This is a genomic window from Clostridium magnum DSM 2767, from assembly GCF_001623875.1.
GTDB classification, from domain to species: domain Bacteria; phylum Bacillota; class Clostridia; order Clostridiales; family Clostridiaceae; genus Clostridium_AM; species Clostridium_AM magnum.
On record NZ_LWAE01000002.1, the window covers coordinates 916,357 to 938,307 of the forward strand.

The window sequence follows — 21,951 nt, forward strand, 5'->3', positions numbered from 1 at the left end:
ATATGACTAATTTTTACACATGTACATTATACAACATTTTATATACATTTTATACATAATTTTCGTTATTATCTATATTATTAATATATTAGTGAAAAAGAGGGCGTAATATGGTATATGAAATGACAGTAGATAAAATCTTATTTAACCAACTATGTTAAAAGTTACATTTGAAATTACTCATAATATTATACATAATGGTTATATCCTTTTAAGTCTAAAATTCTAGGAGGACAACCTTATGTTCACTAAAAAAAGATTATTGGCAACTACTTTAGTTGGAGTTATTATAATTGCTATTACATCTATGGTTTTTATTAAATCAAGTAAGGAAAATGTAGTAGTAACAACAGCTTCTAATAAAACTGTCTTAGCATTTACAACCTACTATTACCCAGAAGATAAATCTTCTTATAATCAAATGGTAGAGAACACTAGCTCAATAAATAATATAGCAACAGATACTTATACCATAGATACTAAAGGTAACTTATCAGGTAATGTTCCGAAAGAACAAATAGAGTACGCTAATGACAACAAAATTAAGCCCTTGGCTATGATAACTAATAAGTTTAATGCGGATTTAGCAAAAGCATTGCTTGAAAGCCCTAATAATAGAAAACTATTAATACAAAATATCTTAAATACATTAAAAACAAATAACTATAAAGGTGTAAATATAGATTTTGAAAATATCTACTATTATGACAGGGATTCCTATACAAGCTTTTTAAAGGAGCTTTATGGGGAACTTAATCCTGAAGGTTTTACCGTTACAGCTTCCGTACCGGCAAAAACCAGTGAAAATCTTAAAGATTCTTGGAGTGGCGCCTATGACTATAAAGAAATCGCAAAGTATGCAGATCAAGTTGTAATAATGACCTATGATGAACATTCTCCAAGTGGTACGTCCGGTGCTATTGCTTCTATTAATTGGGTAAAAACTGTTGTTAAATATGCTTCGTCTGTTGTACCTGCCTCTAAAATAGTTTTAGGGGTGGGGAGCTATGGATATGATTGGTCTTCAAAGGGTGTAAAGGCTTATGGTATTGATGCAATATATAAATTAGCAGAGACCAATAATGCAGAAATTCAATGGGATGATCTTTCTAAAAGTCCATTTTTTAAGTATAAGGATGATTCAGGGATTAACCATACTGTATGGTTTGAAAATAGTACAAGTCTTTCTTACAAATTAGATATTGTTAATGACAATAATTTAGCTGGTATAGCTATATGGAGGCTCGGTCTTGAAAATGCAGATTATTGGTCAACTATTAAAGCAAAATTAAGCAAGTAATAAAAAGTCATGAAGTATTGATTAAGCACTTCATGACCTTTCTATTCCTAAATATATTTACTTACAATTTTTGTTGTGAGAATTTTTATATTTAATAAATTCCTCAACTGTAAAGAAAATTTCTTTAAAACCAAGTTTTTGACAGAGTTGAGTTACGTGAGGTAGTTCGAGGAAAGCTTTTTCTAATATTTCAGAGTGGGAGAAGACTTGTCTTGTATTTCCATCTAAAAGAACATTTCCATTATTAAATACTATAGTCCTTTCAAAGGTTTCTGCCACAAAATCCATGTCGTGTAGGATTGCTATAACCAATTTTCCTTTTGATCTTAGATTTTTAATTATACCTTTAATTCTTTCCTTTCCTGAATAGTCTTGGGCAATTGTTGGTTCATCAAATATTATTATATCTGTATCCATAGCTAAAATGGAGGCTATACTTATAAGTTTTCTATCAGACAGGCTTAAATCATAAGGGTTTTCATTGATTTTTTCATAAAGTCCTACTGCCCTTAAAGCTTCTTCAGAATTTGATCTTGCGTTATCCGTATTCATGCCGATATTAATAGGGCCAAACATTACTTCATCAATGACTTTGTTTTTAAATATTTGATCGTTAGGATTCTGAAAAACTAGACCTATGTCCTTTGATAACTTTGCAGCGGTTGTATTCTTTGTGTTAGTTGAATTTACAAGAATGTATCCGGATATAGGTTTTAAAAGTCCCTTTAAAAGCTTAACAAAAGTAGTCTTACCTGCGCCATTTTGACCTATTATAGCAGTACTCCTTTTATCAAATTCTAAAGTTATGCCCTTAAGGATTTTTTCGCTTTCTTCGTATGAAAAATGCAGATCCTTAACCGTTATTCTACTCATTTTGATTCACCACCAAATCATAAGCTTCATCTATTGTTATTGGATAAAGTCCTGTATCTCTATTTTTAATTTGGAGTCCTCTACATATTAATGTAAAGGCAGGGGCTGTCACACCGTACTCCTTCAAGTCATCTCTTGAAAATATCTTGCTTGGAACATCAAAATCCATGAGCTGCCCATTATTTAACAGCATGACTCTATCTGAGTATTTTGCGATTTTTTCCATTTTATGTTCTACCATGACTATTGTTATTTTTTCACTACATAAATTTTGAATTGCTTTAAATACTTCTTCTGAGCCTTGAGGGTCAAGTTGGGAGGTAGGCTCATCAAGGACAATAATCTCAGGCTTCATTGCAATAACACTAGCTAAGGCCATCCTCTGCATCTGGCCTCCAGATAAGTCAAAGGGATTTCTGTCCTTAAATTTATATATATCTAAAAGCTTTAAGGCGTAATCTATTCTATTTCTCATTTCATCTTGAGGAAGACCAAAGTTTTCAAGTCCAAAGGCTATTTCCTCATAAACGGTAAGCTTGGAGCCAGTAACCTGAGTAAAGGGATTTTGAAAAACTATCCCCACCTTTTTAGAGAGGATAGTTACATCACTTTTATAAACTTCAATGTTGTCTACTAGTATCTTTCCGCCGTAAGCACCTTTATAGAAATGGGGGACAAGTCCTACTAAAGCTTGACAAAGGGTAGACTTTCCAGCACCATTTTCACCAATTACTCCAATAAATTCACCTTCCTCTATTTGGAAGGATATATCTTTAAGAGCTAGGTCTTTAGTAAGAGGGTATTTATACTTTAAGTTTTCAACGACTATCTTTTTCATGCTATAATCCTCCAAATTACCGCTAAAGCTAATAGAAATATAATAGTTATTTTAATAGCTGTGCTGTATTTATAACTAAACGCTTTATTTAAAAAACTCTTTTTAGTTTTTGAATTAAAGCCTCTAACCTCAAGGGCCATGGCTCTTTCTCTAGTAGAAATGAGAGAATTCATAACAACGGGCCCGATTAGAGGAATAAAGGCTTTGATTCTCACTAATAGGCTGCCATCTGTTTCCATACCTCTTGATCTTTGAGCATCCTTTATAGTATCCATAGTAGATACCATCTGTGGAATAATCTGAAGCACTGAGCTTAGTACATATCCGATTCTAGGGGAGAGACCATTTCTAACTAATATTTCTATAATATCAGATGGTTTTGAAGTAAGAACCAGAATTGAGAAGGCACAAATAATATTTATAACTCTCATACATATTTTAAATGCATAGATAAGACCTTCCTTATAAAAAGTTAGTGAACCTATACTTATAAAGATTGTATTATTTGTTTTGTTAAATAACCCCTGAATGATAATTATAGATAAAAGAACAATGAAGCTAAAGCTTACAAGGGGTATTACTTTTTTGAAAACTTTACCTACTATAAGAAGAATAATACTTGCTAACATACAAGTAAATGCAATATTTACTGTAGGTAAAATAATAGGGATGACAACAGCAGCACCTATATAATAGAGCTTGCTTATAGGATCAATCTTATGTATTATAGAATCTCTATGTTGGTAAAGGCTAAGTGCTTTCATATTTTTTCCTCCTATAACAAAGCTCAGGATTATTAGCCCTGAGCTTGAAATTTACAGTTTTTCTATTTCGCTATTATTGTTATATAGAAGGGTGAGCTTCTTAGGAAGTCCCTTAAATATTAAGAAGGCTATTACAATAGTTGCTACTTTGTCAGGAAGATCAACAACTAACTCGTCCAAGAAGGATGCTAAAGCTAGTGGAGAACCGCTTTTAGTTAGATAAGCAAAAAGTGCATCTCCCCATAGGTTTCCTGTCTGTCCTCCCCAAAAACCAATATTTATAGGAGTAGATACTATTGCTGATACGAGAGCAACTAGTAATCCTGTAATGATGGCTTTACCGATACTGTCCATCCAACCTTTATAGGCCATAATTCCAACAGTAATACCTATAGCAATACTTGAAACGGCATAAACAAAGGATACAGGGTCTGCGGTAAGACCATAAATAATGTTATTAACAGCTCCTGAAATTGCACCAATTATTGGCCCTGCTAATATGCTAGCAAGGGTTGTACCGATTGCATCCAGCCAAAGGGGAAGCTTTAAGGATGCTGCAATAAGCTTTCCGATATAGTTAATACCAACAGCTGCAGGGATAAGTACCAGAGAAGCTGTAGTGAATTTGAATGACCACATATTTTTCTTTTCCATAGAATTACTCCTTTCAAAATTTTATTATTTGTTTTTTAGAGAATCCAGTTTAACTATAGACTCTAAGGCTAAAATAATTTCCTTTTCCTCTCCTTTAGAAGTTTCATCTTCTCCGTCAACGTAGCTATTAATACCATCCTCTAAAGCATAGTTGTTTTCTACCACAACATTTAATATAGAGGCTGTTTTGAGTCCTCTAAGGCTTCCAATTACCATGAGAGAAGCGGACTCCATATCAGAGGCTAAGACTCCATTATTAGTCCAAAAGCTGTCAATAGCTTGTTCATTATCGGTATAGAAGCTGTCGTGGCTTCTTATGATTCCACAGTGATATTGGTACCTTAATTCAGAAGCGGTATTTATTATACTGGTTAAAACATTTATGTTAGGTACTGCAGGGTAACTACTTTCTATGTAGCTTTTGGAAGATCCATCATTTCGTACTGCACCTGTAGCTAAAATTAAATCACCTAGCTTAATGTTGCTTTGAAGAGCACCACAGCTTCCTATTCTTATAAGGGTATTAACACCTATGTTTTTTAATTCCTCAACTGCAATTGCTGTAGAAGGGCCTCCTATTCCTGTAGAGGTTACTAAAATCTTAATACCTTTATAAAAGCCCAGTATACTTTTAAATTCCCTATTAAAAGCAACTTCTACGGGCTTTTCAAGAAAAGTTTTTACTCTATCCACCCTTTGAAGATCTCCAGGAAGTAGGGCATATGAGGCAGAGTGTTCTTCACCTAGTCTTATATGAGGTTGTAGAGTCAAATTCATCATATCCCTTCTTATATCTATTTTATGAGTTGTAATTATCATATTATAAGTAGTAAAATAAAACTATGTATATACACATGTATATATTATATAGTGCATTATAAATATTGACAAGTATATGATTATTTGTATAACGCTCAATAAAATGTAATTGCTGTTATAATGTAGTTATATGTAACCAATTTATTAAATATAACTTGTGAAGGGAAGAATATTCTATGAAAGAAATAGTTAAAGAAGAGTTTATTAAAAAAAGTTCAGAAACTCTATCTAATATATTAGATAGTTTTAAAAATCTAGAGAGCTTGAAGGTTGACGATTTAGCAGGCGAAGCAGCTCTCATCATTGTAGATATGAATAATGGTTTTGCTAGAAAAGGGGCACTGTATAGCCCAAGAATTGAAGCTTTAATCCCAGAGGTATCAAGAATTGCCCATATCTTCGCTAATGAAAAAAGCATACCGCTTATTATTGTAAATGAAGATCACCCAGAAGATTGTAGAGAGTTTGGTTCCTATCCTCCTCACTGTGTAAGGGGTACTGAGGAAGCGCAAATTATTTCAGAACTAGATGATATAGAAAATAAAATAATTATAGGCAAGAATTGTACTAACGCCTTTGCAGTAGATGAATTTAAGGAAACCTTCATGGATCTATACGAGAGAGATATTAAAAAGTTTGTAGTTGTAGGGGATTGTACTGACATTATATAATGGATTATGTAATTAATTACTTGTTCAATCTATTATTATGATAGAATATAGTAAAATAAAGGTATACAATTTATTACAAAGTGAATAATATTGTAATAAATTAATTTAAGAGGAACTTTTATAAGTTAGAGAATAAATGATTATTTAAAGCAATTTGGTAATATGTCAAGAACAAAATGAAAAGAAAATCAAATGATTTCTTTAAAAATGGGTAACCTTAATAAACATACAGTCCAATGAGAAAGTATGTTCGTATAATTTATATAGATTAATCTACTCTATTTGAAGAGTAGAGCTGATTTTTAGCCAGCAATCCAAAAATCATACGAATAAGTTTACGAGATGTTAGCGCGAGTGCTCGTTTGTGCTGATGTGTAGTTACTTCAGCAAATTTCTTCTGATAGAACTCTTGATATTCAGGAATATGGCAAACAACACTTCCTGCAGCTTCTATGAGATAATAGCGTAAATAACGGTTACCAGCTTTGTTCATAGGTGTATTTTCAGCTTTAAAACCTCCAGATTGATTTTCTTTCCACACGATGCCAGCGTATTTAGCAATAGCATCATTACTAGGAAATGCATGCACACTTCCTAATTCAGCAAGAATGCCACTGGAGTAAACAGGGCCAAAACCAGGAATAGACATTAATATTTTGTATTCCACAGGATTCATTCCCATAACAGCTTTTTCAATGGCTTTGTTAATACCTTTAAGTTCTTTATCAAAAGCCTGAATACAGTTGAAAGAACAAGCAATAGAGGTTGTTAATGGCTCATACAAACATTTATCAAGACGGTATGAATTACGTGCAGCTTGCTGCAAAATTTCAGCAGTCATCTGAGGATTAGAAATCCTTTTCCGACTTTTTCTATTGACGAAGTCAACAAGTTCTTCAATTGATGTATTTGCAATATCTTCGGAAGATAGAAATTCAGTAAGTATTGAAGATGCGGTAGCACCGTATTTATTAGAAAAAGGATGATCTTCTCCCTGTAATAATGCAAATTCGCTGAACTTAAGAAATACATTGGATAACATGTAAGTTTTTTCTCTAGTTAAGCATTCAACAATATGAAGTCTGTGCCTTGTAAGTCTTTGCAGAGCAAGATATTGAGAACCACGCCAAGGTTCAATATGAATTCTGCCAACTCTTGCAAAGTCAGCAATAACAAAAGAGTCAATGCCATCATTTTTATCAAGAGAATTAAAGGATTCTTTGTAGTTAGCAACTTCCTTAGGATTCAAGCAGTAAACATAAGGTTTGTAAGTCATAAGTTTTTCACTAGCAGATAAAAAATTGGCTATATGTACTCCATAAAAGGAAGTAGATTCTAAGCCGATTATAACAGCTTTAAAAGTATTGTTTTCTAAAACCTTAACAAGCATGGATTCAAGTTGCTCTGCACCAAATTGCGTATTAGGAACAGGTTTCATCTTAATCAAGAATTCCTGTTCAAAATTAATAGCAGAGACAACATTTTGTCTCGCACCAATATCGATACCAACAAATAGAGTTGATAAGTAATCTAATTTCTTCATGAAATCACCACCTTTCAAAAATAATGAGGAAATTAGAAAGGATTATCCTAATCCAAAGTACTAACTGCAACCTCGCGTAATTAGCATTCATCCAGACGCAAAACCTTGCTGGTGGCTGCGAAAGGAGATGCAACATTTGTGTAAGCAGAATATGATACTTTGGTCAGGCTGCAAGCTTTACAGGCAATAACACAATGTGTTTTGCAGGAGGAATACAGCAGTAACCTTCGCTAAAGTTCCGTTATGACTATTTTAGCATTAGAAAATCCTTTAATAAATAGTAGGTTAAAACAGTATAGATCGGAAAGTATAAGAATCAGCAATACTGAATTGGGAGAATCCCCACTAGAAAAATTGAGATGCTTTCTTAATCTATACAAAATATAAAAAATAAATAAGTTTATAGGCAGTAAATAACTGCTATAAACTTATTATACGAGGAGGAATCTCTGTGGAAATAATCAAAGCAGGTGCTCGAAACGAAATAGTTAAACTATTAAGTCTAAAAAAATATCAAGTTTTACTTGTATTAACAGGTCTTATCGGTATTTCAACCGCTCTGTTAGGAAGAGCAGCAAAAGGATTGATTGGACTTTTATCTAGCAATATGCCAAATACAGTTCTATCTATTTCTACTGGATTTATACTTCCACTTATGATTGCTATGGCAGCAGCAGATTTGTTTACAGCAGAACAGGAAAATGGGACCATTAAGGCAATCATTACAAGACCCATAAGCCGAATCAGTATTTTTACTACGAAAATATTGGCAATCATTCTATATATTATTTTAGCCTTGCTGGTTTGCTTAATGACAAGTATGATTTCTAGTATACTTTTTAGTGGCATAGGGTCATTAAATATCATAGAAACCTTTTTAGCCTATGTAGTATCCATTGTTCCGATGCTGCCGATTATTCTTTTTGCTGCTACTGTTTCACAACTCTGTAAGAGCAGCTCAAGTACGGTTATGCTGTCTGTATTTGGATATATTATTGTTGTTGCAGTTAGCACTGTTTTTCCAAGTATTAATCCAATGGTATTTACTTCTTATACAGGCTGGTACAAATTGTTTATAGGAGCAACAATGCCTATTACTAACATTTTAAATGTTTTGGTCTTACTGGTGGCATATACATTGATTCTATTTGGGGTAGGTTCGTGGGCTTTTGAGAAAAAAGAATATTAAAGGTTTAATATGTAGTAAAATTTTAATATGTATTTTTAATAAAATTAGGTTGTCATAATTGCAACCTAACTTTTTTTGTTGCGTGTAATATACGTAAGAAATGAAACAGAAATCATAGGAGGAAATATATGAATATTAATGAACTATTATTTAAATCAATAAACGGGTTAGCACATCAAAGTGTTTTATTAGATAATATAATGATTATTTTATCTAAATATGTTCCAGGTATTTTTATGGCATCACTTGCTATATTTTACACTTTAGGAGTACTTAACAAAAATAAAAAGATTCGAGGGATTACTGTAGACACTTTTGTTATTACAGTTATTAATTTAGCTTTAAGCTTTATTATAGGCATAATTTATTATGTTCCTAGACCATTTGTACAGCAAAAGGTAAATTTATTATTTCCACATGTAATAGATGCATCTTTTCCAAGTGACCATGCAATAGGAACAATGAGTATAGCAATAGGAATTAATAAGTATCAAAAGCTTTCAGGAAGGATTTTAATTATTTTATCTGTGTTAGTAGGTATATCAAGAGTTTATGTAGGACATCATTTTCCAATAGATGTTATAGGTGGGTATGTAATTGTATTAGCAACAAACTACCTATATCATCAATTAATTAAAGACAGAGTTCAAAATATATATTTTAAGGTTGAAGAAATGTTAGTAGGATATATACCAACTAAAGTTAAGGAGAAATTGAGTAAGCAAAGTAATTCAATTGAACAAAGAGAATAATTATAGATCTATAAATGGTATAAATGCTGTTTAAAAGATCAAAATTAACATGATTTTAATGAATGAAGTTTATAATATTAATTAAAGTAATGGAAGAGATGAATATTATGACTAAAAATATACTTACTATTTCCGCTGAGTTTACTGGACATGGACATAAAAGTATAACGGAGTCTTTATGTGAAAAACTTCAAGATCATGATGGTGTTAAAATTCATATTATAGATGGATTTTCACTTGGAGGAAAGCTTTTGCAGAGTATTGGTAAATCATATAGCCCAACTACTAGAAATGCTGAAGACTTATGGGGAATAATATGGCATTTATCAGCTATTAAACCATCATTGGTTGATAAATTATTTGAACTAAAAATAAAATATAATTTCATACAGTTATTAAAAAAAGTAAATCCTGATTTAATTTTATCTGTACATCCTAATTTTAATGGATTTATTATAAATATATTAGAAGAATATAAAATGAAAATACCGTTTATAACGCTAATTGCAGATTTAGTAAGTATATATCCACTATAGGCAGACCCAAGAGCTGATTATATTATAAGTCCAACACAGGAAGCAAAAGATAAGTGTATTGAATTTGGTGTCCAAGAAGAAAATGTACAAGTATTAGGATTTCCAGTCCGTTCAAGATTTTATGAGCATATAGAAAATTCGCTGGTAGGTAAGTATTATCATGCTGATAAGCCTCTATAAATGAGGGGATATATTTAATTCTTCTCAAAGAAATTATGCAGAAGAAAAGTTAGAAGAGATTAAGAAAGCTTTTGGGAACTATAGTGATATGGTTTATAGCCCTGATAATAAAAAATAGAATAGTGAGGACGTGACGAGAGTGTACATCAATGATGAAAAAGAGAAAAAAGTTTTAGGCATTGAAAGGAATATATTTTTTACTGGAATAACTAGCCTTTTAACTGATACAACTACAAAAATGATATATGCCATTATGCCGTTATTTTTAATGTCTATAGGTGCATCGAAGACAGAGGTATCACTTATTGAAGGAATTGCAGAGAGTACAGCATCAGTTCTCAAAGCTTTATCAGGGTGGTGGAGCGATAAAATTGGCAAAAATAAACCTTTCATGGTTATAGGCTACGGGTTTACAGCCATTTTATCCCCATTATTCTCAATGGTAACATCACCCTTGCAGGTACTAGTTATTAGATTTAGTGAAAGAATTGGAAAGGGAATAAGAACTGCCCCAAGAGATAGTCTTGTAGCTGGTTCATCAAGTGATAGTGAGAAAGGAAAAAGTTTTGGGTTTCATAAAGCTATGGACAATAGTGGAGCAGTATTAGGACCATTACTTGCTTTTACAATTTTATCAGTATTCCCTGGTGATTATCGTAAAGTATTTATGTTTTCAATTTTACCTGGGTTACTTGGACTGCTTACTATAATTTTCTTTGTGAAAGAGGCTAAAAAGAGTAAAGCTGCCATTCCTAAGACAATTGCTTTTAAGGACTTTTCCACTAAGTATTATATATTTTTATGGATTGCTTTCATTTTTACTTTGGGCAATTCAACTGATGCTTTGTTATTAATAAAGGCTAATGACATTGGTATAAAATCTTTGTTTATACCGCTAGTATACTTGATATTTAACTCCGTGTCTGTGGTATTTGCTGTTCCTATGGGAGTTTTATCTGATAAGTTTGGTAGAGAAAGGCTTATTATCTTTGGATATATGCTTTATTCTATAATATATCTTGGTTTTGGAAGAACAAATAATAAAATACTAGTAATTTTGCTATTTGTCTTATATGGACTTTACAGTGCAGCAACAGATGGGATACAAAAGGCATTAGTCTCTGATCTTATAGATAAAAATAAGAGGGGGACAGGATTAGGAATATATAATTCATTAATAGGGATAACCTTACTTCCAGCAAGTCTTATAGCTGGCATATTATATGATAAGGTTAATAATAGTGCTCCGTTTTACTTTGGTTCAGTAATGGCGTTAATTGCTGCAATACTAATGTGTGTATTTTATAAGAAATGGGGTAAAATGAGTGAAATATAGTTTGATGAGTAAATTAATTAGAAGATAATTTTATTTTTAAATTAGAGTAGTGTACTAAAAAAGGATCAGTGAGAGTTATAGAAGAGAACAGAGCAGCTTGAGTTAAAAGCTGCTCATAGCAATATTATGAGTATTAGGAAATTGGTATGGTTATTATTCTGTAGAAAAGTGAGGCTAATTGTTATTCACTATTATTATATTGAACAAAGGAATAATAGTGTGTAAAAAGTTTTCTTTTACCATAACATAAGAATAGCCTGCATCAATTCAGATACAGGCTTTAGGGAATAAATTTAATAATTATAATGTATAAGGTAATTATAGTTTATGCAACTTCAAAACAGCTATACTATATAAATTTATTTATAGTAACACTATAGCCAGTTAGAAATATAATAAAATTATACAGGAGTTGTACTAGTGATATTCCCTTGTTAGCTAAGTACTGGTCGAAGTATCGGTTCTTATTTCCTTGTAAAATTTAAGCTTATTTTATAAGATTATTCTTACATTATCACCTACCTTATATGATTTTAATACTAGCACAACATTCCTTGTACCCACTTTCTACCGTAACTATGGCATTTTATGCTGCAGTTTAATTTTTATAATACTTCACTACATCTAAGATACTAGAATATTCAATAAAAACTTATCTTAAATTGATCATATTTGTGATTAACTAAAGGTTAAAAAGTATAAATAGATTTATTCAGTTATTGTTTGAATAATAAATACAAAGAAAAGATTTTTATATTTAGATTTTTTATTAATATTGACAAAATAAAGTATTAAGGAATATACTAATTATATAAGAATTTAATTATATAGTTATATTTCTACGGAGGATAATTTATGAGTCAACAAGAAATAAGTGTTAGAATTTTTAAAGCATTAGGACATCCTATAAGGTATAAAATAGTTAAGTTTTTATATGATGGACCAAAGTGTGTATGTAAATTAAATGAAGATATAGAGTTTAGTCAAGCTAATTTATCTCAGCATTTAAAAATACTTAAGGAAGCTGGTATATTATCATCCGAAAAGATGGGTATGAACATTCATTATAGAATTAGTAGTGAAGAAATAAAAAAAATTATTGATAGTGTAGATAAATTTGTTATGAGTTACTCTGATAACTCTAAATAAAATATATTATGAATAAATTAGGAGGGTTAAGTTATGGAAATAAAAATCTTAGGAACAGGATGTGCAAATTGCAAGAAGCTTGAAGTAAATGCAAAGGAAGCCGTTAAAGAGCTTAATGTAGAAGCTAAAATTACAAAAGTAGAGGACATTAAAGATATTATGAAATATGGAGTTATGAGAACACCTGCTATAGTTATTAATGAAAAAGTTAAGATGTTCGGGAAAGTTTCCAGTGTTGATGAAATTAAGAAATATATTAATGATGAAAAATAAGAGTAATCTATATTAAAAGAGGACTTAATCTTATATTAATAGGATTAAAGTCCATTATTTTAGAATAGTATATAAGTATTTAATTATAAGGTTATAATTTGAATGGAGGGGTAGTATGTTTACACCTGTACAGATTTTTGCTGACTGGCTTATTTATAATGTTTTTGGGATTGCTAAAGAAAGTAGACTTGGAAGTGCTGTTAACTTCTTTGTATTTGATACTATAAAGATATTTATTTTATTACTAATTATAATCTATGTAATCACTTTTATAAGGAGTTTCTTTCCACCTGAAAAGACAAGAAAAATTCTTGCAAAGAGTAAAGGAAGCACATTCATAGGGCATATTCTCGCAGCCTTACTTGGTATTGTTACTCCATTTTGTTCATGCTCAGCAGTTCCACTCTTTATTGGTTTTGTTGAAGCAGGAGTACCACTTGGAGTTACATTTTCTTTCTTAGTGGCCGCACCAATGGTAAATGAAGTTGCATTAGGACTTCTTTATGGTTTGTTTGGAATAAAAATAGCCTTGATTTATGTAGTTTCTGGTGAAGTAATTGCAATAGTAAGTGGTATTATAATTGGAAAATTAAAAATGGAAAAGCACGTAGAAGAGTACGTTTATGAAATGCAAATGAATTCGGATGTAGAATTACCTGACCCTAATACAAAGGAAAGATTAATAGATTCTTGGAACTTTACAAAAGATTTAATAAAGAAAATATGGATATATGTAATAATTGGTATTGCTATAGGCGGTTTTATACACGGATGGATTCCAGCAGGAGCATTAGCAAAATATGCTGGAAAGAGTAATCCGTTTGCAGTATTTGTAGCTGTACTAATTGGAGTTCCATTATATTCTAATGCCGCTGGGGTAATACCATTAGTTAGTGAACTTACGAGAGCTGGAGTTGCAATGGGAACATCTTTAGCATTTATGATGGCTGTTACAGCACTTAGTTTACCAGAAGCAATTCTTTTAAGAAGAGTTTTAAAGCCTAAACTATTAGCAGTATTCTTTGGGGTAGCAGCATTGGGTATAGTATTTATTGGTTACTTATTTAATTTTATAATAGGGTAAAGTTTTACACTTGGTAAAGGTTATTTTGCTTTCTTTCAAGTGAAGGAAGTTTTATAGTAAGTAGTTATTTTAGGAGGTTGTGTTGAAGGTTGTAGAGGTTGTCAGAATTTATGCCCTTCTGGAGCAATACAGGATGTTGGAGATGCTGAACAAAAGGGTGATTGTAATTGTGGATGCTGAAGTTAAAGTATAGTATTTATAAAAATTATTGAGTATATAGTTATATAATAAAATGAATTATTAAAAAACCTTTTTTAGTTATAAATTTTGCTTAACTAAGGAGGTTTTTTTGAATTTGTAAATTCAAAAGTACTAAAATGATTATTAATCTATTATTAATGGAAGCTTTATGTAATTGAGTGTATAATAATGGATATGATATTTAAATTAAACTCAATAATAACAATTAGGCTAGGTGAATACGATGGATAAAACACAAAGAAGAATTAGTGCATATAATAAGTATTCACAGCAATATGCAAATAAATTTATGGATTTAGAACTATATTCAGAAAGAGTTACGGATTTTTTTGAATTACTTAATGAAAAGATAGCATTTTAGATTTCGGTTATCGTCCTGGAAATGTTTCAAAACAACTTTTATCTTATGGTAAAGAGTTTAAAATTAAAGGAATAGACTTAACAGCAGAAATGGTAAGGTTACCGTAACAAAATGTTCCTAATGATGATTTCAATTGTAATGATATAAAAAATATTACTTTTAGGGAAGAATCATTTGATGCAATAACAATGTCCTTTTGTATAGTACACCTTACAGGTGCCGAAATGATACTACTGTTGAAAAAAGTATCCAAGTATTTAAAGAAAAACGGGAAGATATTTTTAAGCTTTATGGAAGATGATAAGGAGATTTTTGAAACAACAAGTTTTTCAAAAAAAGAAATATATTTTAATTTTTACATATCAAGTGAGATCGAAAAAATATTAAAAAGTAATGGGATAAGTCCTTTAAAAACAGTAAAACAAGATTATCCAGAGCCAGATGGAACTTTAACAACTGATGTATTTATTTTTGGGGAGAAACAATAAAAATATTTGTGGAGGTAATGTGATGAAGGTTGCGGTTATATATCATAGTAAATCGGGAAACACTCAAAAAGTTGCTGAAATAATTGGAGAAGGACTAAAAGAAGTAGAAAATATAGAAGTAAAATTAATGAGAATTGATGAAATTGACTATGAATTTGTAAAAGAATCAAAAGCAGTTATTTTTGGAACATCTACTTATTATGCTAATATTTCTTGGCAAATAAAAAAATGGTTTGATGAATCTTGGGGATGTAATCTTGAAGGGAAAATAGGTGCAGTATTTGCCACAGAAGATTATTTAGGCGGAGGAGCTGATACAGCACTAATAACTTTAATAGGTCATATGATGGTAAAAGGTATGTTATTGTATTCTGGTGGTTCTGCATTAGGACAACCATATATACATATGGGTATCGTAACAATAAAAGATGGGGATGAAAATCAAAAAGAAAGAGCCAAGATATTTGGAGAAAGAATAGGCAAAAAGGTATCAGAGCTTTTTTGACATATGCTGTAATTGGGAGATATGATTTATCAGCAAGTTATTTTGTATTAAAGTTTAACCAATAGTCTGGGATGGAGGAGAAATTTTATGTTTTCTGATGTTAGGAGTAAAAAAATCGTATTAGTCTCACATTGTATTCTAAACCAAAACTCAATTTCAGATGGTACTGCCGACTATCCTGGAACAAACGAAAGCATTTTAAATCTACTTATTGAATCTAAAGTAGGTATAATACAAATGCCGTGCCCTGAGATCTTATGTTTAGGATTAGATCGAGGAGATACTCATGGTGGAGAAAGAGAAGTTGTCGTAGAGAATACAAGAATCAGACATAGTTTAGAGAAACCGGCTTCAATTGAAGTAATTAGCAACTTTGTAAATCAAATTGTATTTCAAATAGAAGAATATATTAGAAATGGATTTACTATATTAGGGATTATAGGAATAAATCGTTCTCCAAGCTGTGGAGTTAATACAACTTCAAAAAATAATCAAGAGGTTGAGGGGGAAGGGGTTTTTATTGAAACACTTAGAAAAGCCTTAGAAGAGAAAAGTATTAGTATAGATATGATTGGTATAAAAGCATTAGAAACAGAGAAAGCATTAATAGACATAAAAAGATTGTTGAATATGAAATAATTTATGTTGGATGAATGGAGAAATAGGAATAGCTGATAAGGCGCTAGAAGTAGGTTTTGATGATTAAAGATATATGATTAAACATTTTTAAAAATAGTGTAGGAATAGCACCAAGTCAGTATTTTAAGAAAATGAAAAAATAATAATAGTTTTAGGACTTTGGAGGACAAGGGGATATGGATTATAAGGGATTAACACTCATTTATTTTTCGCCGACTAATACAACAAAAACAATCATTGAAGAAATTGCTAGTGGAATAGGAGAAAGCATAGTTGAAGTAATAGATTTAACTAAAATTAAAAATCGTAATAAAATCAAAGAAGTATCAGGAGATATCGTACTTATTGGAGTTCCAGTATATGAGGAAAAGGTTCCAGTAATAGTATTTCAGTGTTTAGAGAATATAAATGGAAAAGGTAAAGTAGCAATTATCGTTGCAGTATACGGGCTTATCGGAGAAGGAATAACATTAAATCAACTTAAAGAATTGTGTGAAAAGCAAGGGTTTACTGTTATCGCAGGGGCATCATTTATAGGGGAACATTCATTTTCTACAAAAGAAATACCTATTGCACAAGGTAGACCTGATAAAAAAGATATTAGTATAGCAAAAGATTTTGGAGGAAAAGTTTCTAAAAAACTTAAAGATATAAGTAATTATGAGAATAAACAATTGATTATTCCAAAAGGTAAGCTGCCAATGATGGCAAAGGTATTGCCAGAAAATAGTGCAAGAATGTTTACAAAAACTCCAGAAATAATTAAGGATTTATGTATAAATTGTAATATCTGTCTTAACCAATGTCCAAATGAAGCAATTGAAGCTATTTCCTATAAAATTGATGAAAGTAAGTGTATTAGGTGTTTTTCTTGCGTAAGAAAATGTCCAAGAAAAGCAAGAAAAATTGAGTTTAAGAAAAGTTTTATTACTACTAAGTTTTTAAAAATGAAAAGTAGAAAACAAGCAAACCCCAAACTATACATATAGGTATTAAGTTATTAGAGTAATTGCATGAAAAAGTATCCTTTTATAAAGACGACATCTAGACATAAAACTGACAAATTTAAAATGGAGACAAATAGGAGTAAATTTAAAATTTAAGTAGCCTCTTTAGTGAGACTACTTTTAATATAAGAGAGATCAACGTTTTAATCCATAACTCCAATTACCAATTCCACCAAGATTATAAGTTTCTTTAAAACCTAACTTATTAAGTATTTTAGTAGCCTCAGAAGCTCTCATACCACTTTGACAGTATACTACGACAGGAGAGTCTAATTCTAATCCCATTTTTTTAATAGAAACTTCAAAATTTTGAACAGGAATGTTTTTGCTTTTTGGTATATGTCCTCCAGAATATTCTTGTGGTGTTCTAACGTCAATTAAAAGTGGAGGATTTGAACTTTCCAGCATTTCTTTTAATTGTTTATCAGAAATTTTACTAGAAGATTTTCGTATAAATAAATCTAAAAAACTCATTTGCTACCTCCATATACATTTGATAAGATAATGTCTTTATTTAGTTATCTTAATCTACTTCTCGTTTTACAACCTGTGTATCTTGGTCCACAATTACCTTTTCAGAATTATGATTATTTTCTTCAGATTTTTTAGGTACAAAGTTTAAGTTTGATGTGCTTTTGTAGCCACCAGTTATATTTTTAACCTTAAATCCATTTTGTGAAAGTATTCTTGATGCAACATATCCTCTTAGGCCAACTTGGCAGTATTCGATTATTTCTTTATTTTTATCTAATTCTTCAAGTCTTTCTCTTAAATTATCTACTGGAATATTTAAAGCGCCTTTGATATGGCCATTACTAAATTCTATATCTGAACGAACATCTAAAAGGATAGTATCGCCTTTATTATAATTCAAATATTCTTCCGGAGTGATAACTTCAGTTTTTCCAGTAAGAACATTTTCAGCTACAAAACCTGCCATATTTACTGGATCTTTTGCTGAAGAAAATGGTGGTGCATAACACAATTCAAGTTCTGTTAAATCTGATACTGAGCCGCCAAATCTTATTGCTGCAGCAATGACATCAACTCGTTTATCCACACCATCATAACCTATAGCTTGAGCACCTAAAATTTTACCTTCATCATTAAAGATAAGTTTTAATGTTAAGGGAAGTGCACCAGGATAATAGGATGCATGAGAAACAGGATGAATAGTTATAACCTTATAAGGTATATTGAGTCTTTTTAGAGTTCTTTCATTATTTCCTGTACTTGCAGCGGTCAAATCAAAAATTTTGATTATTGAAGTTCCTTGAGTACCTTTATAAATTGAATTTAATCCTGATATATTATCTGCAGCTATTCTCCCTTGTTTATTTGCTGGACCAGCTAAAGGTATTGCAGTATTTTGTTTGTTAACAAAATCAACTACTTCAATTGCATCTCCAACAGCATAAATATTTTCTATATTTGTTTCCATCTTGTTGTTAACTAGTATATGTCCTCTAGCCCCAAGTTTTATTCCGCTATCTTTTATGAAATTAGTATCTGGTGTTACGCCAATAGCTAATATAACTAAGTCAGCATTTATTTTAGTATTGCTGTTTAAAAAAACTTCAATGTTATGATCAGTATCCTTAAAAGATTTTACTCCATCACCTAGTATTAAATCTATGCCATTTTTTATTAATTCTTTTTCAGCTGTAATTACAATGTCTGTATCAAAGGGTGCAAGAATATGAGGTGCAGCCTCAACCAAAGTAACCTTTAGTCCTCTTTCTTTTAGATTTTCAGCCATTTCAACACCCACATAGCCACCTCCGATGACAACGGCACTATTTACATCTTCCTTATCAACCAATGATTTTATACTATCTGTATCGGGTATATTTCTTAAAGTAAAAATTCTATTACTGTTTATGCCTTCGATATTCGGTTTAATAGCTTTTGCACCAGGAGATAATACTAAATAGTCATAATTTTCTTCGTAATTTCCTTTGTCTTTACTTTTTACTTTAACTATTTTTTTGCTAACATCAATACTTATAACTTCACTATTAATTCTTACATCTATGTTGAATCTATGATGCATACTTTCTGGCGTTTGAACAAGAAGATTCTCTCTTTCTTTAATTGTTTCACCTATGTAATAGGGTAGACCACAATTTGCAAAAGATATATATTCATCTCTTTCAAATAGTATAATTTCAGAATTTTCATCTAATCTTCTGAGTCTTGCAACTGTGGATGCTCCGCCAGCAACTCCACCAACAACTAATATTTTTTTACCCATTAAAATACCTCCCTTTCTTTATATAATGATATTATTAGTTAATCCTTGAAAAATTATTTTCTAATCAAAGGATAACTTATTGCCAAAATGGTTAAAAGTTATATAATGATACTATAGATAATTTAGAAAGGAGTTTTATATGCGAGAAACCTTAAGACAATTATCAGAGAGAGAGTTAGAAATATTAAATATAATTCATAAAAAGGGTATGATTACAAAAAAAAATCTACAAGCAATAACAGGTATGACATTGACTACTTTAAATAGGGTAATGAAAAGTCTTGAAGATAAGAAATTAATAATAGAAGTAGGTATATCAGAATCAACTGGAGGTAGAAAGGCGATAGAATATGGTGTAGCACAAACAGGAGCATATGTTATAGGAGTTGATATATCAAGAACATATGTAAAGCTTATTATAGTAAACTTGAGGATGGCCATTCTAAAGAAAGAAGAGTTTTATATGAATGATAGCTTTTCACCAAAAAAAACTATTGATAAAATTACTGATTTAATAGAGCAAAAGCTATTAGAGTTATCAATAGATAAAAGTGAAGTATTAGGCATAGGGGTAGGTACTGTAGGACCTTTGGATAGAGAGAAAGGTATTATGATAAATCCTAAAAATTTCTTTAATGAGAACTGGAGCAACGTTCCTTTAAAGGAGATGATTGAGCGAAAAACTTCGATTCCATGCGTTATAGATAATGGAGCTAATACTGCTGTTTTGGCTGAATATCTATTTGGTAAAGGTAAAGATTTAAAGAGTATTGTATACATACATTGTGGAATCGGAATAAGATCAGCAGTTATAACAGATGGAATTATTATTAGAGCAATGAATGATTCAGAAGATGCTTTTGCACATATGATTATTGATTCAAATGGTGAAAGGTGTATATGTGGTAACAAAGGATGCATAGAAAGTTATTCATCCATTGAAGCAATGATAAAAAGGTTTAATTTAAAAGTAAAAGAGACTAATAATAATGAAGAAATAAAAGAGGAAGACTATAAGAAAATATTAGATTTAGCAATGCAGAATAATGAGTCTGCTGCAGAAATTATTAATAAGGGTGCTGAGATTTTAGGTATTGGACTTGCTAATCTTGTGAGAATAATAAATCCCCAATTAGTAATTTTATGTGGACCATTAATTAAAAATTATAAGCTTTACTATGATATGTGTATTGACACATTTGAAAAAATTAATTATTTAAATAATGGAGTTATATTTAGTAAAGGTGGGAAATTTAAAGAAGATGCTATTGCAATAGGTGCAGCTGCAATGGTAGTAGAACAGTATATAGCAAAATAAGGAGGCAAACATAATGAGTAATATTATTTTATTTATTGTTATAGGTTGTATTGCAGGTATTTTGAGTGGATTATTTGGTATAGGTGGTGGAGTTATAATAGTACCCGCACTAATTTATCTATGCGGATTTAGTCAGTTAAAAGCCCAAGGTACATCACTTGCTATTTTATTACCACCAGTAGGTATACTTGCTTTTATAGATTACTATAAAAAAGGTCATGTTGATGTCTTAGCTGGAATATTAATATGTATTTTTTTAGTGATAGGATCAGTTTTCGGAGCTAAGTTATCTCATGTTATACCGATAGATATGATGAGAAAATTATTTGGAATTTTAATGGCATTAATATCTATTAAATTAATTTTTGGTAAATAAAGATTATTATAAAGGAGAAATTAAGATGCATCCAATATTATTTAAATTCGGTTTAATTACTTTATATAGCTATGGTTTTATGATAGCAATAGGAATAATATCAGCATTAGCCTTATCATTACATAGGGCAAAAAGATTAAATTTTGATACAGACGCAATTACAGATCTAGGCATATATGGAGTGGTAGGAGGTTTCATTGGAGCTAAACTTCTATTTTGGATAGTAGAGTTCCCAAGTATAATTCATAATCCTAATTTCATTGTTGAAACATTAAGTAATGGCTTTGTAGTGTACGGAGGCATTATGGGAGGCGTTGTAACTGGTTATGTTTACTGCAAAATAAAGGGCTTAGATTTTTTAGCTTATTTAGATTTAATTGTACCAGCAATTGCACTTGCTCAAGGTTTTGGAAGAATTGGCTGCTTTGAAACAGGATGCTGCTATGGAAGGGAAACAGATAGTGTTTTAGGTATAGCATTTCAAAACTCGTTGTATGCTCCAAATGGAGTTTCATTGATACCTACACAGCTTTTTTCAAGTGCTGGAGATTTTATAATAGCAGGAATACTCTTGTACTATTCATCAAAATCACAAAGAAAAGGACAAGTAGCAGGGCTTTATATGATTTTGTATAGTGCAGGTAGATTCATTATTGAAATATTCAGAGGGGATCCAAGAGGAAGTGTAGGCATTTTATCAACCTCCCAATTTATTTGTATTTTCATGTTTTTTGTAGGAATTTATGTTTTTGGTTTTCTTAACAAAAAGCGAAGCCATTCCAAGTATGTAGAAAGAATGTAGATGTTTTAGTATATTTCATTGGTATGTGAATAAGATTCA

General features: G+C 30.9%; 25 protein-coding genes and 1 pseudogene. 18 read left to right on the plus strand and 8 right to left on the minus strand.

The window, feature by feature from the left end:
* The first annotated feature begins 241 nt into the window (after nucleotides 1–241).
* On the plus strand, nucleotides 242–1,300 hold the full coding sequence (locus CLMAG_RS11635; RefSeq protein ID WP_066622211.1) for a glycosyl hydrolase family 18 protein: 1,059 nt from the start codon (nucleotides 242–244) through the stop codon (nucleotides 1,298–1,300).
* A gap of 57 nt (nucleotides 1,301–1,357) precedes the next feature.
* On the opposite strand, the gene CLMAG_RS11640 is transcribed toward CLMAG_RS11635, so the two are convergent.
* From CLMAG_RS11640 to CLMAG_RS11660, 5 genes are read right to left on the minus strand one after another with little or no spacing between them, the layout of a single operon-like run.
* The gene (locus tag CLMAG_RS11640) at nucleotides 1,358–2,173 is read right to left on the minus strand and encodes an energy-coupling factor ABC transporter ATP-binding protein (protein WP_066622213.1); all 816 of its coding nucleotides are present in this window, start codon (nucleotides 2,171–2,173) and stop codon (nucleotides 1,358–1,360) included.
* Nucleotides 2,166–3,011: an energy-coupling factor ABC transporter ATP-binding protein gene (locus tag CLMAG_RS11645; RefSeq protein WP_066622214.1), complete on the minus strand. Its 846-nt coding sequence runs from the start codon at nucleotides 3,009–3,011 to the stop codon at nucleotides 2,166–2,168. The genes CLMAG_RS11640 and CLMAG_RS11645 overlap by 8 nt, the downstream gene beginning before the upstream one ends.
* Nucleotides 3,008–3,775 (minus strand): energy-coupling factor transporter transmembrane component T family protein, encoded by a 768-nt coding sequence (locus CLMAG_RS11650; RefSeq protein ID WP_066622215.1) that lies wholly within the window; start codon nucleotides 3,773–3,775, stop codon nucleotides 3,008–3,010. Before CLMAG_RS11650 ends, CLMAG_RS11645 begins: the two co-directional genes overlap by 4 nt.
* Nucleotides 3,776–3,826: 51 nt before the next feature.
* Nucleotides 3,827–4,429, minus strand: a complete 603-nt coding sequence (locus CLMAG_RS11655; RefSeq protein ID WP_066622216.1) for an ECF transporter S component — start codon at nucleotides 4,427–4,429, stop codon at nucleotides 3,827–3,829.
* Nucleotides 4,430–4,453: 24 nt separating this feature from the next.
* Entirely contained in the window at nucleotides 4,454–5,248 is a 795-nt protein-coding gene (locus CLMAG_RS11660) for a nucleoside phosphorylase (protein WP_341420318.1), read from the minus strand.
* Nucleotides 5,249–5,424: 176 nt separating this feature from the next.
* Between CLMAG_RS11660 and CLMAG_RS11665 the strand changes: the two genes are divergently transcribed.
* Nucleotides 5,425–5,919, plus strand: coding sequence for a cysteine hydrolase family protein (locus CLMAG_RS11665; protein WP_066622220.1), 495 nt, complete (start codon nucleotides 5,425–5,427; stop codon nucleotides 5,917–5,919).
* Between the two features lie 268 nt (nucleotides 5,920–6,187).
* Here CLMAG_RS11665 and CLMAG_RS11670 read toward each other — a convergent pair whose 3' ends face one another.
* On the minus strand, nucleotides 6,188–7,462 hold the full coding sequence (locus tag CLMAG_RS11670; RefSeq protein ID WP_066616512.1) for an IS110 family RNA-guided transposase: 1,275 nt from the start codon (nucleotides 7,460–7,462) through the stop codon (nucleotides 6,188–6,190).
* A gap of 451 nt (nucleotides 7,463–7,913) precedes the next feature.
* Here CLMAG_RS11670 and CLMAG_RS11675 point away from each other — a divergent pair, with 451 nt between their 5' ends.
* The 13 genes and pseudogenes from CLMAG_RS11675 (at nucleotide 7,914) to CLMAG_RS11725 (ending at nucleotide 17,144) form a co-directional block, all read left to right on the plus strand.
* A complete protein-coding gene (locus CLMAG_RS11675; protein WP_066622221.1) occupies nucleotides 7,914–8,651 on the plus strand; it encodes an ABC transporter permease in 738 nt (245 codons plus the stop codon).
* Nucleotides 8,652–8,779: 128 nt separating this feature from the next.
* Nucleotides 8,780–9,403, plus strand: coding sequence for a phosphatase PAP2 family protein (locus CLMAG_RS11680; protein WP_139264229.1), 624 nt, complete (start codon nucleotides 8,780–8,782; stop codon nucleotides 9,401–9,403).
* Between the two features lie 62 nt (nucleotides 9,404–9,465).
* Complete coding sequence (locus CLMAG_RS11685) at nucleotides 9,466–9,939, plus strand: MGDG synthase family glycosyltransferase (protein WP_242873007.1); 474 nt, start codon at nucleotides 9,466–9,468, stop codon at nucleotides 9,937–9,939.
* A 319-nt stretch (nucleotides 9,940–10,258) separates the two neighbouring features.
* Entirely contained in the window at nucleotides 10,259–11,455 is a 1,197-nt protein-coding gene (locus CLMAG_RS11690) for an MFS transporter (protein WP_242873008.1), read from the plus strand.
* Between the two features lie 855 nt (nucleotides 11,456–12,310).
* Complete coding sequence (locus tag CLMAG_RS11695; protein ID WP_066622224.1) at nucleotides 12,311–12,604, plus strand: ArsR/SmtB family transcription factor; 294 nt, start codon at nucleotides 12,311–12,313, stop codon at nucleotides 12,602–12,604.
* 33 nt (nucleotides 12,605–12,637) lie between these two features.
* Nucleotides 12,638–12,877 carry a thioredoxin family protein gene (locus CLMAG_RS11700; protein WP_066622225.1) on the plus strand — a complete coding sequence of 80 codons (240 nt, stop codon included), beginning with the start codon at nucleotides 12,638–12,640 and terminating at the stop codon, nucleotides 12,875–12,877.
* A gap of 115 nt (nucleotides 12,878–12,992) precedes the next feature.
* Nucleotides 12,993–13,961 carry a permease gene (locus CLMAG_RS11705; protein WP_066622227.1) on the plus strand — a complete coding sequence of 323 codons (969 nt, stop codon included), beginning with the start codon at nucleotides 12,993–12,995 and terminating at the stop codon, nucleotides 13,959–13,961.
* A gap of 424 nt (nucleotides 13,962–14,385) precedes the next feature.
* The gene (locus CLMAG_RS33690; RefSeq protein ID WP_242873009.1) at nucleotides 14,386–14,523 is read left to right on the plus strand and encodes a hypothetical protein; all 138 of its coding nucleotides are present in this window, start codon (nucleotides 14,386–14,388) and stop codon (nucleotides 14,521–14,523) included.
* A 152-nt stretch (nucleotides 14,524–14,675) separates the two neighbouring features.
* Nucleotides 14,676–14,744, plus strand: a pseudogene (locus CLMAG_RS34715) (class I SAM-dependent methyltransferase); the annotation flags it as partial.
* Between the two features lie 15 nt (nucleotides 14,745–14,759).
* Complete coding sequence (locus CLMAG_RS33700; RefSeq protein WP_242873010.1) at nucleotides 14,760–15,011, plus strand: hypothetical protein; 252 nt, start codon at nucleotides 14,760–14,762, stop codon at nucleotides 15,009–15,011.
* 22 nt (nucleotides 15,012–15,033) lie between these two features.
* A complete protein-coding gene (locus CLMAG_RS11715; RefSeq protein ID WP_066622229.1) occupies nucleotides 15,034–15,516 on the plus strand; it encodes a flavodoxin family protein in 483 nt (160 codons plus the stop codon).
* Between the two features lie 87 nt (nucleotides 15,517–15,603).
* Nucleotides 15,604–16,155, plus strand: a complete 552-nt coding sequence (locus CLMAG_RS11720; RefSeq protein ID WP_066622231.1) for a CD3072 family TudS-related putative desulfidase — start codon at nucleotides 15,604–15,606, stop codon at nucleotides 16,153–16,155.
* Nucleotides 16,156–16,331: 176 nt separating this feature from the next.
* Nucleotides 16,332–17,144, plus strand: coding sequence for an EFR1 family ferrodoxin (locus tag CLMAG_RS11725; RefSeq protein ID WP_066622233.1), 813 nt, complete (start codon nucleotides 16,332–16,334; stop codon nucleotides 17,142–17,144).
* A gap of 153 nt (nucleotides 17,145–17,297) precedes the next feature.
* On the opposite strand, the gene CLMAG_RS11730 is transcribed toward CLMAG_RS11725, so the two are convergent.
* Both CLMAG_RS11730 and CLMAG_RS11735 read right to left on the minus strand, forming a co-directional pair.
* On the minus strand, nucleotides 17,298–17,636 hold the full coding sequence (locus CLMAG_RS11730) for a rhodanese-like domain-containing protein (protein WP_066622235.1): 339 nt from the start codon (nucleotides 17,634–17,636) through the stop codon (nucleotides 17,298–17,300).
* Between the two features lie 49 nt (nucleotides 17,637–17,685).
* Nucleotides 17,686–19,416, minus strand: a complete 1,731-nt coding sequence (locus tag CLMAG_RS11735) for a CoA-disulfide reductase (RefSeq protein WP_066622238.1) — start codon at nucleotides 19,414–19,416, stop codon at nucleotides 17,686–17,688.
* 139 nt (nucleotides 19,417–19,555) lie between these two features.
* Between CLMAG_RS11735 and CLMAG_RS11740 the strand changes: the two genes are divergently transcribed.
* Genes CLMAG_RS11740 through CLMAG_RS11750 form a run of 3 tightly spaced genes read left to right on the plus strand, consistent with a single transcriptional unit; the run spans nucleotide 19,556 to nucleotide 21,912 of the window.
* Nucleotides 19,556–20,734 carry an ROK family transcriptional regulator gene (locus CLMAG_RS11740; protein WP_066622239.1) on the plus strand — a complete coding sequence of 393 codons (1,179 nt, stop codon included), beginning with the start codon at nucleotides 19,556–19,558 and terminating at the stop codon, nucleotides 20,732–20,734.
* A gap of 13 nt (nucleotides 20,735–20,747) precedes the next feature.
* Complete coding sequence (locus CLMAG_RS11745; RefSeq protein WP_066622241.1) at nucleotides 20,748–21,110, plus strand: sulfite exporter TauE/SafE family protein; 363 nt, start codon at nucleotides 20,748–20,750, stop codon at nucleotides 21,108–21,110.
* A 25-nt stretch (nucleotides 21,111–21,135) separates the two neighbouring features.
* Nucleotides 21,136–21,912 carry a prolipoprotein diacylglyceryl transferase gene (locus tag CLMAG_RS11750; protein WP_066622243.1) on the plus strand — a complete coding sequence of 259 codons (777 nt, stop codon included), beginning with the start codon at nucleotides 21,136–21,138 and terminating at the stop codon, nucleotides 21,910–21,912.
* Nucleotides 21,913–21,951 lie beyond the last annotated feature (39 nt).

What these genes read in the sequence shown, in the direction of transcription:
- CLMAG_RS11635 (WP_066622211.1), top strand. Translation starts at nt 242, where the DNA reads ATGTTCACTAAAAAAAGATTATTGGCAACTACTTTAGTTGGAGTTATT.
- CLMAG_RS11640 (WP_066622213.1), bottom strand. Translation starts at nt 2,173, where the DNA reads ATGAGTAGAATAACGGTTAAGGATCTGCATTTTTCATACGAAGAAAGC.
- CLMAG_RS11645 (WP_066622214.1), bottom strand. Translation starts at nt 3,011, where the DNA reads ATGAAAAAGATAGTCGTTGAAAACTTAAAGTATAAATACCCTCTTACT.
- CLMAG_RS11650 (WP_066622215.1), bottom strand. Translation starts at nt 3,775, where the DNA reads ATGAAAGCACTTAGCCTTTACCAACATAGAGATTCTATAATACATAAG.
- CLMAG_RS11655 (WP_066622216.1), bottom strand. Translation starts at nt 4,429, where the DNA reads ATGGAAAAGAAAAATATGTGGTCATTCAAATTCACTACAGCTTCTCTG.
- CLMAG_RS11660 (WP_341420318.1), bottom strand. Translation starts at nt 5,248, where the DNA reads ATGATAATTACAACTCATAAAATAGATATAAGAAGGGATATGATGAAT.
- CLMAG_RS11665 (WP_066622220.1), top strand. Translation starts at nt 5,425, where the DNA reads ATGAAAGAAATAGTTAAAGAAGAGTTTATTAAAAAAAGTTCAGAAACT.
- CLMAG_RS11670 (WP_066616512.1), bottom strand. Translation starts at nt 7,462, where the DNA reads ATGAAGAAATTAGATTACTTATCAACTCTATTTGTTGGTATCGATATT.
- CLMAG_RS11680 (WP_139264229.1), top strand. Translation starts at nt 8,780, where the DNA reads ATGAATATTAATGAACTATTATTTAAATCAATAAACGGGTTAGCACAT.
- CLMAG_RS11685 (WP_242873007.1), top strand. Translation starts at nt 9,466, where the DNA reads ATGAAGTTTATAATATTAATTAAAGTAATGGAAGAGATGAATATTATG.
- CLMAG_RS11695 (WP_066622224.1), top strand. Translation starts at nt 12,311, where the DNA reads ATGAGTCAACAAGAAATAAGTGTTAGAATTTTTAAAGCATTAGGACAT.
- CLMAG_RS11700 (WP_066622225.1), top strand. Translation starts at nt 12,638, where the DNA reads ATGGAAATAAAAATCTTAGGAACAGGATGTGCAAATTGCAAGAAGCTT.
- CLMAG_RS11705 (WP_066622227.1), top strand. Translation starts at nt 12,993, where the DNA reads ATGTTTACACCTGTACAGATTTTTGCTGACTGGCTTATTTATAATGTT.
- CLMAG_RS33690 (WP_242873009.1), top strand. Translation starts at nt 14,386, where the DNA reads ATGGATAAAACACAAAGAAGAATTAGTGCATATAATAAGTATTCACAG.
- CLMAG_RS11715 (WP_066622229.1), top strand. Translation starts at nt 15,034, where the DNA reads ATGAAGGTTGCGGTTATATATCATAGTAAATCGGGAAACACTCAAAAA.
- CLMAG_RS11720 (WP_066622231.1), top strand. Translation starts at nt 15,604, where the DNA reads ATGTTTTCTGATGTTAGGAGTAAAAAAATCGTATTAGTCTCACATTGT.
- CLMAG_RS11725 (WP_066622233.1), top strand. Translation starts at nt 16,332, where the DNA reads ATGGATTATAAGGGATTAACACTCATTTATTTTTCGCCGACTAATACA.
- CLMAG_RS11730 (WP_066622235.1), bottom strand. Translation starts at nt 17,636, where the DNA reads ATGAGTTTTTTAGATTTATTTATACGAAAATCTTCTAGTAAAATTTCT.
- CLMAG_RS11735 (WP_066622238.1), bottom strand. Translation starts at nt 19,416, where the DNA reads ATGGGTAAAAAAATATTAGTTGTTGGTGGAGTTGCTGGCGGAGCATCC.
- CLMAG_RS11740 (WP_066622239.1), top strand. Translation starts at nt 19,556, where the DNA reads ATGCGAGAAACCTTAAGACAATTATCAGAGAGAGAGTTAGAAATATTA.
- CLMAG_RS11745 (WP_066622241.1), top strand. Translation starts at nt 20,748, where the DNA reads ATGAGTAATATTATTTTATTTATTGTTATAGGTTGTATTGCAGGTATT.
- CLMAG_RS11750 (WP_066622243.1), top strand. Translation starts at nt 21,136, where the DNA reads ATGCATCCAATATTATTTAAATTCGGTTTAATTACTTTATATAGCTAT.